The organism is Riemerella anatipestifer (assembly GCF_009670965.2).
Classification (GTDB): domain Bacteria; phylum Bacteroidota; class Bacteroidia; order Flavobacteriales; family Weeksellaceae; genus Riemerella; species Riemerella anatipestifer_B.
The window spans coordinates 1,205,913-1,222,436 of sequence record NZ_CP073239.1; the positions used below are offsets into that span (position 1 = coordinate 1,205,913).

Here is a 16,524-nt window from a genome sequence, read left to right on the forward strand (position 1 = left end):
CTTCAAAAGTTGGAGTAACCCATTAATAATTTTTTATTAAACATTTTTTGATATGTCGAATATTGTAGCCATAGTGGGGCGTCCTAATGTAGGGAAATCCACTTTATTCAACAGGCTTCTAGAAAGAAGAGAAGCTATAGTAGATTCTGTAGCGGGAGTTACAAGAGACCGCCATTACGGTAAATCTGAATGGAATGGAGTAGAGTTTACTGTAATAGATACAGGAGGATATGATGTAGGTACTGATGATATTTTTGAGGAAGAAATTCGTCATCAAGTGCAATTAGCGGTAGATGAAGCAACTTCTATTATATTTATGCTCAATGTGGAAGAAGGTTTAACGGATACCGACCAAGAAATTCATGAGCTGTTAAGAAGGTCTAATAAGCCTATTTATATTGTAGTAAACAAGGTGGATTCGGCTAAGGAAGAATTACCAGCAACGGAATTTTATCAATTAGGAATAGAGAAATATTACACACTTTCTTCTGCTACAGGTTCTGGTACAGGAGATTTGTTAGATGCGGTGGTAGCGGACTTCCCAACCACCGAGTATAAAGACCCTTTTGATGGGTTGCCTAGAATTACCATTGCAGGGCGTCCTAATGTAGGGAAATCTACGCTTACCAACGCTTTATTAGACAATAAAAGAAATATTGTAACAGATATTGCGGGGACAACAAGGGATAGTATAGAAACCATCTACAATAAATTCGGACACGAATTTGTGTTGGTAGATACGGCGGGTATGCGTAAAAAGTCCAAAGTGAGCGAAAACTTGGAGTTCTATTCTGTAATGCGTTCTGTTAGGGCGATTGAGCATTCCGATGTGGTAGTCATTATGGTAGATGCAACACAAGGTTGGGAGTCTCAGGATATGAATATTTTTGGTATTGCACAGAAAAATAGAAAAGGCATTGTGATTTTGGTTAATAAATGGGATTTGGTGGAGAAAGAAACCAACACAATGAGAGATTTTGAGAATAATATCAAAAAGAGAATCGGGCAGTTTAGTGATGTGCCTATTTTGTTTATTTCTGCTCTCACCAAGCAAAGGATTTTGAAAGCGGTAGAAGTGGCTATGGAAGTCTATGAAAATCGTAAAAAGAAAATCAAAACTTCTAAACTAAATGAGGTAATGCTACCAGTATTTGAACATACGCCGCCTCCAGCTATTAAAGGTAAATACATTAAAATTAAATATTGTGTGCAACTTCCTACACCATCACCACAATTTGTATTTTTCTGTAATTTACCACAGTATGTTAAGGAGCCATACAAACGCTTTACAGAAAATCAGTTGCGTAAGGAGTTTGGTTTCACAGGGGTACCTATAGAAGTTTATTTCCGACAAAAATAAAATCATAAAAATAATAAAAAGAGTAGCGGTTATTAAATTGGCTACTCTTTTTGTGTGGAGTTAAATTTTAACATTTTTTTTAATATCAGATGATTTAAAGTGAGTCTAAATTTATATCTTTGTAAACTTAAATAATTTTATCACAAACACTACTAATAAAATGGGGTTATTTGATTTATTTACGCAGGAAATTGCGATAGATTTGGGTACAGCTAACACACTAATTATACATAATAACAAAATTGTTATAGACCAGCCTTCTATTGTAGCTATAGATCGACAGTCAGGGAAACCTATCGCTGTGGGAGAACAGGCTAAACACATGCAAGGTAAAACGCACGAAGATATTAGAACTGTGCGTCCGCTTAAAGATGGGGTAATTGCGGACTTTCACGCTTCTGAGCATATGATAAAGGAATTTATTAAGCAAATTCCAGGGATTAAAGGTAAACTGTTTCAGCCTGCGTTGAAGATTGTAATTTGTATTCCTTCAGGAATTACTGAGGTAGAGAAGAGAGCGGTAAGAGATTCTGCTCAAAAGGTTAATGCTAAAGAAGTAAGGCTGATTTACGAGCCAATGGCGGCTGCAATAGGTGTGGGTATAGATGTACAAAAGCCTGAAGGTAATATGATTATCGATATAGGTGGTGGTACTACCGAGATTGCAGTAGTGGCATTAGGAGGTATCGTTTGTGATAAATCTGTTAAGATTGCAGGAGATGTATTTACTAATGATATTGCTTACTATCTTAGAACACACCATAATTTATTCATAGGGGAAAGAACTGCAGAAAGAATTAAAATAGAAGTTGGTTCTGCTGTTGAAGAGCTTGATATAGACATAGAAGATATTCCAGTACAAGGTAGAGATTTAATTACTGGTAAACCTAAAGAAATTATGATAGGTTACAAGGAGATAGCTCGTGCCTTAGACAAATCTATCATTAGAATAGAAGATGCGGTAATGGAAACTCTTTCTATGACCCCACCAGAACTAGCAGCTGATATTTATAAAACAGGTATCTATTTAGCGGGAGGTGGAGCATTGTTGAGAGGTTTAGCAGATAGACTTCATAAGAAAACAGGACTTCCTGTATTTGTAGCTGAAGACCCTCTAAGAGCAGTTGTAAGAGGTACAGGGATTGCTCTTAAAAATATGGATAAGTTTAATTTTCTTATTAAATAATTAAAATTTAGAGTACTCCTCTATGGGATATCTGCTGAGGTTTTTTTCTAAAAATGCTTTATTTGTATTTTTTGTTTTTTTACAAATAGTAGCCTTATTTCTTATTTTCACTCGGAATTCTATGCAACAATCCTTTTTAGCAGGACAAGTGGCATCGTTTAATTCTTGGGTTTCTGGGTATATAGATGAAGGAGCCAACTATTTAAAACTTAAACAAATAAATGATGAATTAGTAGAGCAGAATAAAGCTTTAATGGAGCAGGTATATGGTAAAAACTACAAGAGTGTTCCTAGAAATATCAGAGTGAAAGATGTGGATAAAAATTCACAAATTTATCATATTATTGATGCTGATGTGATGAGCAATACCATCATTAGGAGAGATAATTATTTTACTATCAATAGAGGAAAAAATCAAGGAGTGCAGTCTAAAATGGGCGTCATCGCCTCAAATGGAGTAGCAGGTATTGTCATCAACAGTATGAATAATTATTCCATTGTGCAGTCTGTACTTAGTGTGAATAAAATGAGGGTGAATGCAGCTCTTAAAAATACAGGTTATTTCGGAACTCTTACTTGGAGAGGAGATGATTCTAGAGTGATGCATTTATCAGATATTCCGAAGTATGTACCTATAAAAGTGGGAGATACAGTAGTAACTGATGGGAAGTCTGATGTTTTCCCAGCAGGTGTGTCTATAGGAACCATAGCTGGTTTTCAGGTGGATACTAAGACTGGATTTTGGGATATAAGCGTGGAGCTTGGTCAGGATATGGGGAATGTTAAAAAAGTATTTGTTGTAAAAAATCTACAGAAAGTAGAATTACAACAAGTGCAGGATAGTTTAAACGCTGTGATAAAGAAAGATGATAAGTAGAAATATTTTTACAGATATACTGTTTTCGGTTATTCTAGTAACAGCTCAGATATTTTTGTTTAATAAAATCTCTATAGCGGGGGCTTATACTCCTGTGGTTTATCCTGTACTTATTATGTTTTATCCATTCTATAGAAACCTTTATGTATTTCTAGTGGTGGGTTTTCTTTTAGGTTTAGGGATAGATGCTTTTTTAGGAACATGGGGTATCAATGCTTTAGCGATGACTATTATCGCTTACTTTAGAACGCTTATTTTCAAAACTTCGATAGATAACGAGGCTACAGATAGTTTTTCATTTCAAAATATACAATGGACACAATTTTTAATGTATATTTTCTTTAGTATATTGATACATCAGCTACTGGTACAGTTTATAGAATTTTTTAAACTAAATAGAATTTTAGAAATATCCCTTAATGTTTTAATAACTTCGGTTATTTCATTTGTGTTTATTTTGCTGTATGTTTTAATATTTAAAATCAAGCAAAAAGTTTGAAACCTTTTTACAAAATTAGTATCGTTTTATCACTTATCGCTGTCATTTTTATAGCGAGGTTGGCTTATTTTCAATTATTTACAGATAGATACGCATTAAACGCTGCAAACACCTCCATAAAAACAGAATATATTATCCCACAAAGAGGTATTATATTCGATAGGAATGGTAAAATTTTGGTTGGGAATAAACAATCTTATGAGATTTCGTTTACCCAAGCACTTATGAGACCAGATTTTGATACTATTGGTTTTTGTAATTTGGTTAGAATTAGTAAGCAAGATTTTATAAAAAAAATCAAAGAGATAAAAAAAGAAAAATATTACTCCAAAGTACAGCCAATGACTTTTATGAAAAATCTTTCTAGAGAAGAAATGGCTAGAATTCAGGAGCTTATTTTTAAATATCCGGCATTTAATATTGTTACTCGTCCACAAAGAAAGTATGAGGTAGGTACTTCGGGTAATCTACTTGGTTTTACGAATGAAGTTAATCAGGCTGATATTAAGAAGGATTCTTTGTACTATCTCCCTGGAGATATCATAGGAAAATCAGGTGTAGAGAAATCTTATGAAAAGGAGCTTAGAGGAGAAAAAGGAGTACAATACATACAAAAGGATATTAAACTAAGAAGTATTGGACCTTACAAAGATGGAGAATTAGATAAAGAGGTAGTTACAGGGAAAGATTTAACTCTCACCATAGATTATGATTTGCAAAGAATTGCAGAGGAAATGTTGGTAAACAAGCGTGGAGCAATAGTTGCTTTAGACCCTAAAACAGGAGAGATATTAGCTTTAGCTACAGGTCCAGATGTAGATCCTTCGACTTTTACAGGTCCAGATAAAAATAAAAATATTTACAGGCTTCAGACCGATAAGTTTGATATGCCGATGTTTGACAGGTCTATCCAAGCGGCTTATCCACCAGGTTCTACCTTTAAATTAGTAACTGCTCTAGCAGCGATGCAAATGGGTGTGATGACTCCAAACACCGTATTCCCTTGTGGAGGAGGGTTTAATTATAGGGGATTAAGGATTAAAGGTCATGGTGGGGCAGACCCTCTGATTCCGTCAATACAAGTATCTAGCAACTGTTATTTTTCTTATGCTTACTTAGCAATTATTAACAAGTACCCAGGTAATCCGTCTAAAGGAATTGATGAATGGAAGGAAATTATGAATAGCTTTGGGCTGGGTGTGTATTTGAATAATGATTTGGCGGTGGGAGCAAAAGGGCAAATTCCTAGTGGGGAGTTCTACGAAAAAAGAATGGCTTCTATCTACAAAGCGAGTGGTAGAACTGGAGATGCTAAAAAGTGGGATCCTCTAGCTACGGGAGCTATTTTTAATGGAATGGGACAAGGAGATATACTTCTAACACCTTTACAAGTAGCTAATTTTACCGCAGCGATAGCCAACAAGGGTTGGTTCTATACACCTCACATTGTGAAGTCAGTGGACGGTAAACCTAATCCAGACCCTAGATTTAAAAAGAAACATAAAACTTTGGTTCAAAATAAAGCCTTTTATGATGCGGTTCTCAAAGGTATGGAAGCAGTGGTACTTAGAGGGACAGGTAGAGGTTTAAAGTCTAATGACTTTACCCAATTGGCAAAAACGGGTACAGCACAAGTACCTCAAGGTAAAGATAATTCTATTTATACTATGATAGCTCCTGCCGAAGATCCTAAAATTGTAGTGGCAGCAGTGATGGAACACGCAGGTTTTGGGGCAACATGGGCGGGTCCTGCTTGTACAATTATAGCGGAAAAATATTTAACAGGAGAAATTAAAAGAGAGCACCTTTATAGAAAAATGATTTCTTCTAGTTTTATGTCAGAGTATAGAAGACAATGGATACAAGATTTAAAGAGAAAAGGCTTGTATAAAATTAATGCAGATAGCCTAGCAGTTGTGAAGTTGCAAGATAGTCTTAAGATTAATCTCCCAGAGAAAAAGAAACAAGAGCTAAAACTAAAAATAGATTCTTTAAAACTTAAAAGCGTAAAAAATGAACAAAGCAGAAGGAATAGATAAACTTGGGATAGGGCTCTACATTCTTATCTGCATTTTTGCTATATTCAATATCAATAGTGTAGATGAAGGATTAGGAAAAAAACAACTTATTTTTTTTGGAATCTCTCTGTTTGTTGGGTTTATTATTTTCGTTACTAGGTCTAAGTTTTTTGAGAATTTGTCAGGTATTTTCTACATACTTGGTGTTCTTTTGTTGATAGGGTTGTTTCCGTTTGGGACAGAAATTTTAGGGCAAAAAAACTGGTATAAATTTGGAGGTATAACTATGCAGCCTGTGGAATTTGCTAAAATTGGTACAGCTCTGATGTTGGCTAATTATGCCTCGCACCCAGATTTTAACCTTAAAGATAAACGGTCATTTCTTACGGCGTTTGCCATTATAGCGATACCAGGTGTGGTGGTACTTATGATTCCTGATGTTGGGTCTTTACTTGTTTTTATGGCTTTTGTGATAGCTCTTTATAGAGAAGGGCTTACGGGGTGGTTTTTCGGTGGTATTGGTATTTTTGCATTGGTATTTTTGGGTTCGTTGTATTTAGAAATAAATTTGGAAATGAACCCTATTTATGCTGTTGTCATTACTTTTATTTTTCTAGCTTTACTTTTATTTTTTAATCAGAATCAAATTAAATGGATACCCGTTAATATTATTGCAATTATTTTAGGTTTTTTGATGTTAGGAGGAATGGCATATTCTTCTAAAATGGTACTAGAAAAATTGCCTAAACACCAAAGAGAAAGAATAGAAGTGCTTTACAAAGGCGAACGAGCTTTTAGAGATACTTCGGGGTATAATTTGTTGTATTCCAAAACGGCTATTGGTTCTGGAGGATTTACAGGTAAAGGCTATAAGCAAGGTTCGGTAACGCAAGGTAAATTTGTGCCAGAGCAAGAGACCGATTATATCTTCTGTACTGTAGGCGAAGAATGGGGGTTTCTAGGCAGTATTTTGCTAATTATTTTTTATGCCGTTTATATTGGTAGAATATACTATTTGTCCGAGCGACAAAAAAGCACCTTTAATAGAGTTTTTGGTTATAGTTTTGCCTCTATTTTATTGTTGCATTTTTCTATCAATATAGGGATGGTAATGGGGTTATTTCCTACGGTTGGGATTCCGTTGCCGTATTTTAGTTATGGTGGAAGTTCTTTGCTGGCGTTTTCAATTATGACAGCAATATTCTTTAAACTTAACTATACAGATAAGAATAGTTTGGTCTAGGCTTTGTTAATCTTGGTTAAAAAAAACTAGATTTCGTACAATTTTATTATCTTTGGAGAACTATTAAAAAATGATTAAGATGAAGTTTACAAAAATTTTAGCTGTTGGGGCAATGGCACTTGCAATGACTTCGTGCGTTAGCAAAAAGCAGTATGATGCCTTAAATCTTAACTACAAAGACTGCCTAGAAAGTGCAGCTGAGCGTCAGAGAGAAATTCAAGATTTAAAATCTTCTAATGCAGGATTAACAAGTCAAAATGACCTTCTGAATAGACAAAATGAGGCACTTAAATCTTCGTTAGACGCTTGTCTTTCTAATACAGGAAAATCTTCTGCAAATATTGATAAATTGGTTGGAGAGATTAACGCTTCTAATGCTTATATCAAACAGCTTATTTCTACCAATGCAAGAAATGATAGTTTAAATTTAGCATTATCTAACAAACTTAAGCGTTCATTAGATAATGTGGCTGACCAAGATGTTCAGGTAAAGGTACTTAAAGGAGTGGTAATGATTTCACTTTCTGATAAAATGCTTTACAAGTCAGGAGATTATAATATTCTTCCAGCGGCACAAGAAGTGTTAGGAAAGGTAGCTAAAGTGATTAACGACTACGATAAATACTCTGTTTTAATTGAAGGAAATACAGACAATGTACCACTTAGTTCTGCGAGTTTACCAAAAGACAACTGGGATTTGTCAGCTTTAAGGGCGACTTCTGTAGCTAAAGTATTGCAGAATCAGTTTGGGGTAGATCCAAGTAGAATTACAGCTGGTGGGCGTAGCGAATATAACCCTAAAGCAACCAATATGAGTGTGTCTGGGCGTGCGGAAAACCGTAGAACGGAAATCATCATTATGCCTAAACTAGATGAGTTTATGAAACTTATGGACATTGCTCCAGTGAAAAGATAAATTATCTCATACAAAATTTACAATACCTCACTAATTTTATCTATATTAGTGAGGTGTTTTTTTAGTTAAAATTAAATCATTCAGAAATTTATGGGCTTTTTTGAAGAACAATGTCCCGATATGGATCGCTATCTGGAAATGCATACATCTAGTGAACCCGAAATTCTTAGAAAATTAAGGAGAGAAACTTATCAGAAAACTACACAACCTCATATGATTTCAGGCGTTCAGCAGGGGAGATTGTTGTCTATTATTTCTCAACTGTTGCGTCCTAAATCGGTGCTAGAAATTGGGACGTTTACAGGATACGCTACTTTGTCAATGGCTGAAGGCTTGCCAAGTGGAGGTAAAATCACTACTTTAGACATCAATGAAGATTTAGCCTATATCCCAAAGAAATACTTTGAAGAAAGCATCTATTCTGACAAGATAGATTTTAGGCTAGAAAATGCTTTGGACTATCTTAATTCAACCCAAGAAATGTTTGATATGGTGTTTGTAGATGCAGATAAGGGTAATTATGTTAATTATTTCAATGCTGTAAAGTCTAAGTTAAATTTGGGTGGCGTTTTGATGTTTGATAATGTACTTTGGTATGGTAAGGTTTTAGAAGAAAATTCTAAAGATAAATCAACGCAAGTCATTAAAGAATTAAACGAAATCTTAGCAAAAGACCCCGATTTTGAAAATCTAATCTTACCTTTGCGAGACGGTTTAAATTTGGCAAGAAAAAAATAAAATCATGAGTAGAGCGGTTGCGAGTGTTTCGGTAGTACCAGTGCGTTCAGAAGGCTTTGATAGAGCGGAAATTATCACTCAAGTATTGTATGGAGAGTCTGTGGAGATACTTTCTCAAGAGGGAAATTGGGTGCATATAAAAATGGATTTTGACGGCTACGAAGGCTGGGCTGATGCAAAACAGTTTAAAATAATTTCAGACGAAAATATTAGTGAAAGTAATACAAGTCTTGTTATACAACCCTTTTTGGAGTATGGTTTTGGAGATGAAAAATTACTTTTGTCTATTGGCTCCGAAATAGAGTCTGATGTAGTGGAAACGGTAGTTGCAAATACTAGAGGTTTTATTGCAGATACCGCCCAAAAGTTTCTCAATGTACCGTACCTTTGGGGAGGGCGTAGTTTTTTTGGGATAGATTGTAGCGGTTTTACTCAAATTGTTTATAAGGTAAGTGGTATAAAAATTCCAAGAGACGCTTATCAGCAAGCGGATGTAGGGCGAGTACTAGATTTTATAGAAGAAGCACAAGCGGGAGATTTAGCTTTTTTTGAAAATGAAGAAGGTAGAATTACCCATGTCGGCATTATGCTAGAGGACCGAAAAATAATCCACGCTCACGGTAAAGTAAGGATAGATGAGTTGGACTCCGTAGGGATTTTTAATAAAGACCAAAACAAACACACGCATAAACTCAGATTTATCAAAACACTTTTATAAATGTGGTTTAAAGGCTTAGATATTATAAATGTAATACTGTTGCTTTTACTTTTTGTAAGGGCAATAAAGGCTTACCCTAAACTACCTCAAAAAATACCTACCCACTTTAATTTATATTTAGAGCCTGATGCCTGGGGTTCTCGTGTGATGATATTTTTCTTACCAACTTTGGCAGGCATTATTTTGAGTTTGTTTATGCTAGTATTACCTGAATCTGAACCTAACCTTATCGTACCCATTACACCAAAAAATAGAGAAGTGCAGTTATATATGGGAGATTTGATGATGAAGTTACTTTTGTTGGTAATTTTGTTTTTTAAACATTTTCTTCTTTCCATTACAATTTGTACAGAATCTGCGTGTAGAAAACAGTTTAAACCTTACATCATCATTTGCTTTATAAGTGTATTTGCTGTTCCTTTGGTTTATATGGTGTTATCCTATATATATAAATAAAAATGAAATTTTTATACTTCATATTTATACGCTTACTAATTATTGGTTTTAGATTTGGGAGTGTTTTCAATTCAAAAATTAGAAAGGGGTGGGAAGGACGAAAAAAAAGCAATACTGTTGTTAAAAATACCTTTTCTCCAAACGATAAAGTGATTTGGATGCACGCCGCCAGTCTAGGCGAATACGAGCAAGGCTTACCTGTATTGCAAGGATTAAAGAAAAAATATCCTAATTATAAAGTATTGGTTACCTTTTTTTCTCCTTCTGGTTACGAAAATGTGATTAAAAAGAAAACTATTGCAGATGCCATTTGTTATTTACCGTTTGACACTAGAAAGGGGGTAGCCTCTTTTTTAAAGCACTTTCAAGTGGAGCTTTTCTTTACTGTAAAGTACGACTATTGGTACAATCTACTTAGTGCACTTAAGCAAAAGCAAGTAAAAACTTTTGTAGTTTCGGCACTATTTTACCCGTCTCAAGTATTTTTTAAACCTTATGGAAAATGGATGGTGGCGGAATTAAAAAAGAATATAGATTGGTTTTTCCATCAGACTAAAGATTCGTTGGCTTTAGCTCAAGGGATTGGCTTATCACAATCATCTCTTTCAGGGGACACGCGTTACGATAGAGTGAAGGCAACTAAAGTTAATTTTGAAGAAATACCATTGGTTAAAAAGTTCAAAGACCAAAGCCTATTACTCGTTTTCGGAAGTTCTTGGGAAGCTGAAGAAATCATCGCTGAAAAGGTTACAGAAGTTAACAATGAAGTTAAACTCATCATCGCCCCACACGATTTAAAACGAGTGCCTGTACTTAAGAAAAAATTTCCTCAAGCGTTGTTATATACAGAACTAAATGAGCAAGAGTTTGATAACAATGAAGAAAATAATATCCTTATTATAAATACCATAGGGTTGCTTTCTAGAATTTATGCTTATGCGGACATAACGGTGGTAGGCGGTGGCTTTCATAGTGCTGGGCTACATAATATTTTAGAGTCGGCAGTCTTTGGAAATCCTGTTTTGTTTGGAGATAAATATCGTAAAAACCCAGAAGCCGATGCACTTATTGATTATGGAGGAGGTAGGTCTTTTTCTACTCTAGAAGAGGTGGTTCAATTTATTCAATCTTTAATTTTAGATGAATCTTTGAGGAAGAGAATGGCTAATAGTGCAGAAGTTTTCATCTCTAATCAGCCTAAGGCTACGGAGCATATCCTGTCTAAATTTTAATTTATCTTGTTTTTTCGTTAAAAAATAAAGCGGAGGTTTTGTTGTTTTAGATATAATTGTTAGATTTGTCTAACTTTTAAAGAAGATAAATGTAACTTTATATGAAACGAACATTATTTTTATTAGGTAGTTGCTTTAGTATAAGCGTTTTTTCTCAAGAGGCAGACTCTGCTAAATCTTCCAAGGATATAGAAGAAATCGTAATGACGGGGACACTAAAGGCAGTGAGTAGGGATAAAAGCCCTGTGCCAGTAGAAGTATTTTCTGCAAAATTTTTTGAAAAGAATCCCACTCCCAGCATTATGGAATCGGTGGAAATGATTAACGGTGTGCGTCCGCAACTTAATTGTTCCGTTTGTAATACGGGAGATATTCACATCAATGGGTTAGAAGGACCATACACTTTGATTTTAATTGATGGAATGCCGATTGTAAGCTCTCTTTCCACAGTTTACGGACTTAATGGTATCCCAAATAGTATGATAGAACGGGTGGAAGTAGTTAAAGGTCCAGCTTCGTCCCTTTACGGTTCGGAAGCAATGGGAGGTATCATCAATATCATTACTAAAAACGCACTTACTGCCCCGCGTTTAACGCTTAATCTTAACTCCACTTCTTGGGGCGAACACAATACAGACATTGGCGGTAAATTTAGATTAAACGATAAGGTGTCCTCTTTATTAAGCCTTAATTATTTCAATTTTCAAAATAAAATAGATAAGAATAGGGACAACTTTACCGATGCGGCACTGCAAAACCGAATTTCAGTATTTAATAAATGGGATTTCCAAAGAAATGAAGGAAGAGTGGCGAGTTTGGCTTTAAGGTATTTCAATGAAGACCGTTTTGGAGGCGTTTTGGAATGGGAGAAAAAACACCGAGGGAGCGATGAAGTTTATGGGGAGAGTATTTACACCAAAAGATTTGAAACGATAGGGATTTATCAACTTCCGATAAAAGAAAAGGTGGTTACTCAATTTTCGTATAACTATCATCATCAAGATTCGTTTTATGGCGATGTGCCTTATTTAGCGAAGCAATCTACGGCGTTTGGACAAATCTATTGGGATAAGACGTTGGGTAAATCTGATTTTTTATTGGGAGCTACCGTCAAAAATGTATATTACGACGATAATACGCCAGGGACACTTTCTAAAGATGGAACAATCAATCAACCTCAAAACGATTGGCTGCCGGGTATTTTTGCTCAAAACCAATGGAATATCAACGATAAAAATACTTTATTGGTAGGCTACCGATTAGATTGGTCTAAATTTCACGGAGCGATACATTCACCAAGAGTGGCGTATAAATGGAGTTTGGCTTCACAGACTAATTTGAGGGCGAGTTTCGGGACGGGGTTCCGAGTGGTCAATCTTTTTACAGAAGACCACGCTGCTCTTACGGGGTCTAGGGAAGTGGTGATTTCGGAAGCCTTGAATCCCGAACGCTCCTACAACGGAAACCTTAATCTTACGCACAAAATTTACACTTCTGGCGGTTACATCAATTTTGATATGATAGGGTTTTATTCTCATTTCACTAATAAAATCATTGGGGATTTTGATACCAATCCCAATCAAATTATTTATCAAAATTTGAAAGGCTATGCGGTGAGTAAAGGCGTTTCGCTGAATACGGAATTAAAATTAGGGTCGCCACTTACCGTTAATTTGGGAGCGTCTTATATGGAAGTGTATCAGAAATACGAAGAAGATGGGCAAACGGAAACCCTACAACAGTTATTCGCTCCCAGATGGTCGGGAACTTATGCTATCAGCTATAATTTTCCAAAGGAATGGAGTGCAGATTTTACAGGGGCTTTTTATGGACCGATGCGTTTGCCTGTGTTGCCTAATGATTTCAGACCTGCCCATTCGCCTTGGTACACTTTAGCGAATATTCAGATTAGAAAACATTTTTCTAAACTCGGCATAGAGGTGTATGGTGGTGTGAAAAACTTGTTTAATTTTACACCGAAAAATCCTATTATGCGACCGTTTGACCCGTTTGATACAAAAGTTTCGGAGCCGAGCAACCCGTATGGTTATACTTTTGATACCGAATATGGCTATGCTCCAATGTTGGGCATCAGAGGGTTTATTGGATTGAGGTATAACATTAAATAAAACACAACATCAAATGCTGAAAAACATCTTACGGATTCAAATGACACTTTTTATAACGGTGTTTTTCCCCAAGGCACAGCAGCTTCCTTTTGTGTCTTGGGAGGCATTTGATACTTTGAGGCTTTCTCGACCCAGAAATACTTTGGTATTTGTTCGTACCGATTGGTGTTCGGTCTGTAAGAAACAGATTAAAGATTTAGAACAAGCCTCTTCTTTACTTCGTTTACTCTCGGAGCGTGTTTACCTCTTGGATTTGAATGCAGAAAAAGAGAAACGAAGTCTTTCGTTTTTTGGTAAAACTTACCGTTATTATACCAGTGGAAGAACATCAGGGCTACACGAACTTGCGCATTATTTTTCGCCTCGCAACCAAGTTTATCCTTTGTGGGTATTGTTGGATAAAGATGGAAGTATCTTAACAACCTATGAGGGCTATTGGTCTAAGGAGCAGCTTTCGGAACTTGTGGCATCATATTGAGGGGAAGACATCGTCTAGGTGTTCCATTCTCATCATTACAGCACGAGCGTAGGAGCAATGCGGATAGATAGTCCATTGGTGTTCTCTAGCGAAGCTAATGGCTTCTTTTATTAGAGCTTTTCCTAAGCCTCGCCCTTCAAACTTCGGAAAAATGTTTACAAATGAAATGATGAGTTGTTGTTTCTCTGGTAGAATGGTGTAGGTTAGTCGTCCTATTTCTTCGGTGTCGTTAGACATACTTATAAATCCGCCATTTCCTGTTTGGTTGTTCTTAAAATTCATTGTGTTTGTTTTTTTTTATTTTTTTGGTAACATCTGCACTGAAAAAAAATAATTAAATGTTTAGTATAACTATTTTTTTAAAACAGTTATCTCTTTAGTATAAGAACTAGGTCTAATAAAATTTATAAAAATCTACTCCTAAAGGTTCCTGTTTTATAACATTTGATAGTACTCTAAATAATTTTAATTTAATTTCTTCGCTGTAGTCTTCTTCATTGATAATAGAAAATATGAGTTCATATAGAAATTCTTTATCCACTATATTATCGGCGACAAGTACGACTATATTTTCCATTTCGATGATAAATTTATCAATACAGTATTCAAAACCATTTATTTGTAAGAAGTAGGCTCCAATGGCAATAGAAGTTCTTTTGTTACCATCGTTAAATGCGTGAAACTTGTTAATAGAGAAAACCAGATGAGTTAGTTTTTCTTCAAAAGTAGGGTAATAATCATCATTATCTAAATGGCTAAGAGGGCTGTCTAAATTTCCAAAATTTTTAATTCCAGGTTGTCCTCCGGAAATTTCAATTATTTTATCGTGAATTTTGATAGCGTATTTTGTTGGGATTTTTAAAACATTCATAATTATCTATCTTTTAGTCTTATGAATACTTCTTTGTTTTCTTCTAATCTTTCTTCTAAAGACTTGCTATTTTCGCCTAAAAACTTTTCAAAGTCTTCAGAGCTTACTTCAGAAATGTATTCTTTTAGTTTTTCGTGGAGGGCATCTCTAAATGCTAAATCTCTTGACGCCATCAGGCTTCTTGCTTTCTCCTTTAATGGCAGCAGTGTTGAACTCATTAAGGTATCGTATTCATTGAATAGAAGATGAGCTTCGGACAAGGTGAGTTTTCTATTTAGTTTATTAAATTCTTTTTTTAAATAGTCCGAAAATCCATTTTCATATGATGCAATTAAGTCTAAGACTTCAGAATATAGGGTACTTCTTATACTGTCTTTTGCGTTTAAGTTTAGTATTTGTTTGTATTCTTTTGCGTTTTCTTTGAATATGCTTTTGTAAATCTTATCGGTTAATTGGGCATATTTAAACTTGTTACTTACGATGCACTCATCAAGTCCGTTTGTAAACTCTTGCCTGTAGTTGTACTCTCGGATTGCACTTGGGATAAATTCTTCTTCTCTTTGATTGATGAATTTTGTTTTTCCTCCGATTTTTTTGTTCAGAAAATCAATTACAATATCCAGAATTATAGACCTTAATCTTTGGGCGTTTTCCGAATCTGTTAGGAGCATACCAATATTTAGAAATGCTTTATAGGTAAAGGTCCCTAGAACGGAAGTTTTGTTCAAATTATCTATCTCATTTTCATATAATTGTTTTATGGTAACGACATCAATGTCGTTACCATCGTCTTTAGTTAAGAAAGATAAAATATGCTCTTTAAATTGTTTCAATTTGATACCATTATAGACTTCATATCCACTATGGTTAAGCTCTTCTTTGTGATTTTCCAAAATTCTATCAATAGTTCGGATATCAACATCAAAATACTTTGCCACCTGATTTTTAGTAAACCGATATTTGTTTTCAAACATAAGACCATAAAACCCCAAATTTTTGTAAATCTCTTCGATAGCTTGGTTGTTGTTTAGTATATTTTTTCTTTCAATGCTTGAGTTGGTTAAATCTTTCATAACGATAGAATAATTAGAATTATCGTTTAACAAAATTAGTGAAAATAGACCAATGCTTCAAAGTATAAGTTTATAATGGCGTGTTTTAAAATTCACTCGTTTTCACACGGTTATTTAGTAGCTTATCTTTAATCTGTAATAGCTGGTGGAGTCCCAATTTAGTTTCTATACTTTAAGGAGGTATTCGTTTTTTTATCCGCCACATTCCTGCGGGGGCTTTCCGTTTGGTAAATAATATTTGTTTAAATTTGTAGCCAAATAAAAAGAAATTATTATGTATCCACAAGAATTAGTAATGCCGATGAAGGCAGAATTGACAGATAACGGGTTTAAAGATTTAACCACTCCCGAACTGGTAAACGAGGCTCTGAAGGCTTCTGGGACTACATTGCTTATGGTGAACTCGGTGTGCGGTTGTGCGGCGGGGGCTGCTAGACCAGGGGTGTTGTACTCTCTAAATGGAGATAAAAAACCAGATAATTTGGTAACTGTTTTTGCGGGGTTTGACCTTGAGGCAGTCGTGGAGGCAAGAAGACACTTGGCGCCATTCCCACCATCATCGCCTTGTGTGGCTTTGTTCAAAGACGGCGAATTGGTGCATATGATAGAAAGACACCACATAGAGGGCAATCCGGCAGAAGCTATTGCAGCTAATCTACAAGCGGCATACGAAGAATATTGCTAAAAAATAGTAAATTAAATAAGTGAAAAAGAGCTGTACTTTTTAGTA

The 16,524-nt window shown here is 35.3% G+C and carries 17 protein-coding genes; 14 read left to right on the forward strand and 3 right to left on the reverse strand.

Annotated features, from left to right (window positions below; translation table 11 throughout):
- The first annotated feature begins 52 nt into the window (after positions 1-52).
- The 13 genes from der to D1J36_RS05640 all read left to right on the forward strand — a co-directional run bounded on the left by der (position 53) and on the right by D1J36_RS05640 (position 13,850).
- Positions 53-1,360, forward strand: coding sequence for a ribosome biogenesis GTPase Der (gene der / locus D1J36_RS05580; protein WP_079207398.1), 1,308 nt, complete (start codon positions 53-55; stop codon positions 1,358-1,360).
- A gap of 160 nt (positions 1,361-1,520) precedes the next feature.
- Positions 1,521-2,546 (forward strand): rod shape-determining protein, encoded by a 1,026-nt coding sequence (locus tag D1J36_RS05585; RefSeq protein ID WP_154137541.1) that lies wholly within the window; start codon positions 1,521-1,523, stop codon positions 2,544-2,546.
- Positions 2,547-2,568: 22 nt separating this feature from the next.
- Positions 2,569-3,423, forward strand: a complete 855-nt coding sequence (mreC, locus tag D1J36_RS05590; RefSeq protein WP_004916357.1) for a rod shape-determining protein MreC — start codon at positions 2,569-2,571, stop codon at positions 3,421-3,423.
- A complete protein-coding gene (locus D1J36_RS05595) occupies positions 3,413-3,922 on the forward strand; it encodes a rod shape-determining protein MreD (RefSeq protein ID WP_154137542.1) in 510 nt (169 codons plus the stop codon). Before mreC ends, D1J36_RS05595 begins: the two co-directional genes overlap by 11 nt.
- A complete protein-coding gene (locus D1J36_RS05600) occupies positions 3,919-5,961 on the forward strand; it encodes a peptidoglycan D,D-transpeptidase FtsI family protein (RefSeq protein WP_154137543.1) in 2,043 nt (680 codons plus the stop codon). The genes D1J36_RS05595 and D1J36_RS05600 overlap by 4 nt, the downstream gene beginning before the upstream one ends.
- The gene (gene rodA / locus D1J36_RS05605; RefSeq protein WP_154137544.1) at positions 5,936-7,183 is read left to right on the forward strand and encodes a rod shape-determining protein RodA; all 1,248 of its coding nucleotides are present in this window, start codon (positions 5,936-5,938) and stop codon (positions 7,181-7,183) included. Before D1J36_RS05600 ends, rodA begins: the two co-directional genes overlap by 26 nt.
- A 79-nt stretch (positions 7,184-7,262) precedes the next feature.
- Positions 7,263-8,099: an OmpA/MotB family protein gene (locus D1J36_RS05610; RefSeq protein ID WP_154137545.1), complete on the forward strand. Its 837-nt coding sequence runs from the start codon at positions 7,263-7,265 to the stop codon at positions 8,097-8,099.
- Between the two features lie 90 nt (positions 8,100-8,189).
- Positions 8,190-8,837 (forward strand): O-methyltransferase, encoded by a 648-nt coding sequence (locus D1J36_RS05615; RefSeq protein ID WP_154137546.1) that lies wholly within the window; start codon positions 8,190-8,192, stop codon positions 8,835-8,837.
- Positions 8,838-8,841: 4 nt separating this feature from the next.
- Complete coding sequence (locus D1J36_RS05620) at positions 8,842-9,555, forward strand: C40 family peptidase (RefSeq protein WP_154137547.1); 714 nt, start codon at positions 8,842-8,844, stop codon at positions 9,553-9,555.
- Entirely contained in the window at positions 9,556-10,011 is a 456-nt protein-coding gene (locus tag D1J36_RS05625; protein ID WP_154137548.1) for a DUF1648 domain-containing protein, read from the forward strand.
- Positions 10,012-10,013: 2 nt separating this feature from the next.
- The gene (locus D1J36_RS05630; RefSeq protein WP_154137549.1) at positions 10,014-11,243 is read left to right on the forward strand and encodes a 3-deoxy-D-manno-octulosonic acid transferase; all 1,230 of its coding nucleotides are present in this window, start codon (positions 10,014-10,016) and stop codon (positions 11,241-11,243) included.
- A 101-nt stretch (positions 11,244-11,344) separates the two neighbouring features.
- On the forward strand, positions 11,345-13,372 hold the full coding sequence (locus D1J36_RS05635) for a TonB-dependent receptor plug domain-containing protein (protein ID WP_154137550.1): 2,028 nt from the start codon (positions 11,345-11,347) through the stop codon (positions 13,370-13,372).
- Between the two features lie 40 nt (positions 13,373-13,412).
- On the forward strand, positions 13,413-13,850 hold the full coding sequence (locus D1J36_RS05640) for a redoxin domain-containing protein (RefSeq protein ID WP_154137551.1): 438 nt from the start codon (positions 13,413-13,415) through the stop codon (positions 13,848-13,850).
- On the opposite strand, the gene D1J36_RS05645 is transcribed toward D1J36_RS05640, so the two are convergent.
- From D1J36_RS05645 to D1J36_RS05655, 3 genes are all read right to left on the reverse strand, one after another.
- Positions 13,842-14,132, reverse strand: a complete 291-nt coding sequence (locus D1J36_RS05645; protein WP_052911677.1) for a GNAT family N-acetyltransferase — start codon at positions 14,130-14,132, stop codon at positions 13,842-13,844. The two genes, D1J36_RS05640 and D1J36_RS05645, sit on opposite strands and share 9 nt — an antisense overlap.
- Positions 14,133-14,244: 112 nt before the next feature.
- Positions 14,245-14,721, reverse strand: a complete 477-nt coding sequence (locus D1J36_RS05650) for a type II toxin-antitoxin system death-on-curing family toxin (RefSeq protein ID WP_014937562.1) — start codon at positions 14,719-14,721, stop codon at positions 14,245-14,247.
- A gap of 2 nt (positions 14,722-14,723) precedes the next feature.
- Positions 14,724-15,794, reverse strand: coding sequence for a hypothetical protein (locus D1J36_RS05655; RefSeq protein ID WP_014937561.1), 1,071 nt, complete (start codon positions 15,792-15,794; stop codon positions 14,724-14,726).
- A 274-nt stretch (positions 15,795-16,068) separates the two neighbouring features.
- On the opposite strand from D1J36_RS05655, the gene D1J36_RS05660 reads away from it, so the two are divergent.
- The gene (locus D1J36_RS05660) at positions 16,069-16,479 is read left to right on the forward strand and encodes a BrxA/BrxB family bacilliredoxin (protein WP_004916385.1); all 411 of its coding nucleotides are present in this window, start codon (positions 16,069-16,071) and stop codon (positions 16,477-16,479) included.
- The last annotated feature ends 45 nt before the right edge of the window (positions 16,480-16,524 follow it).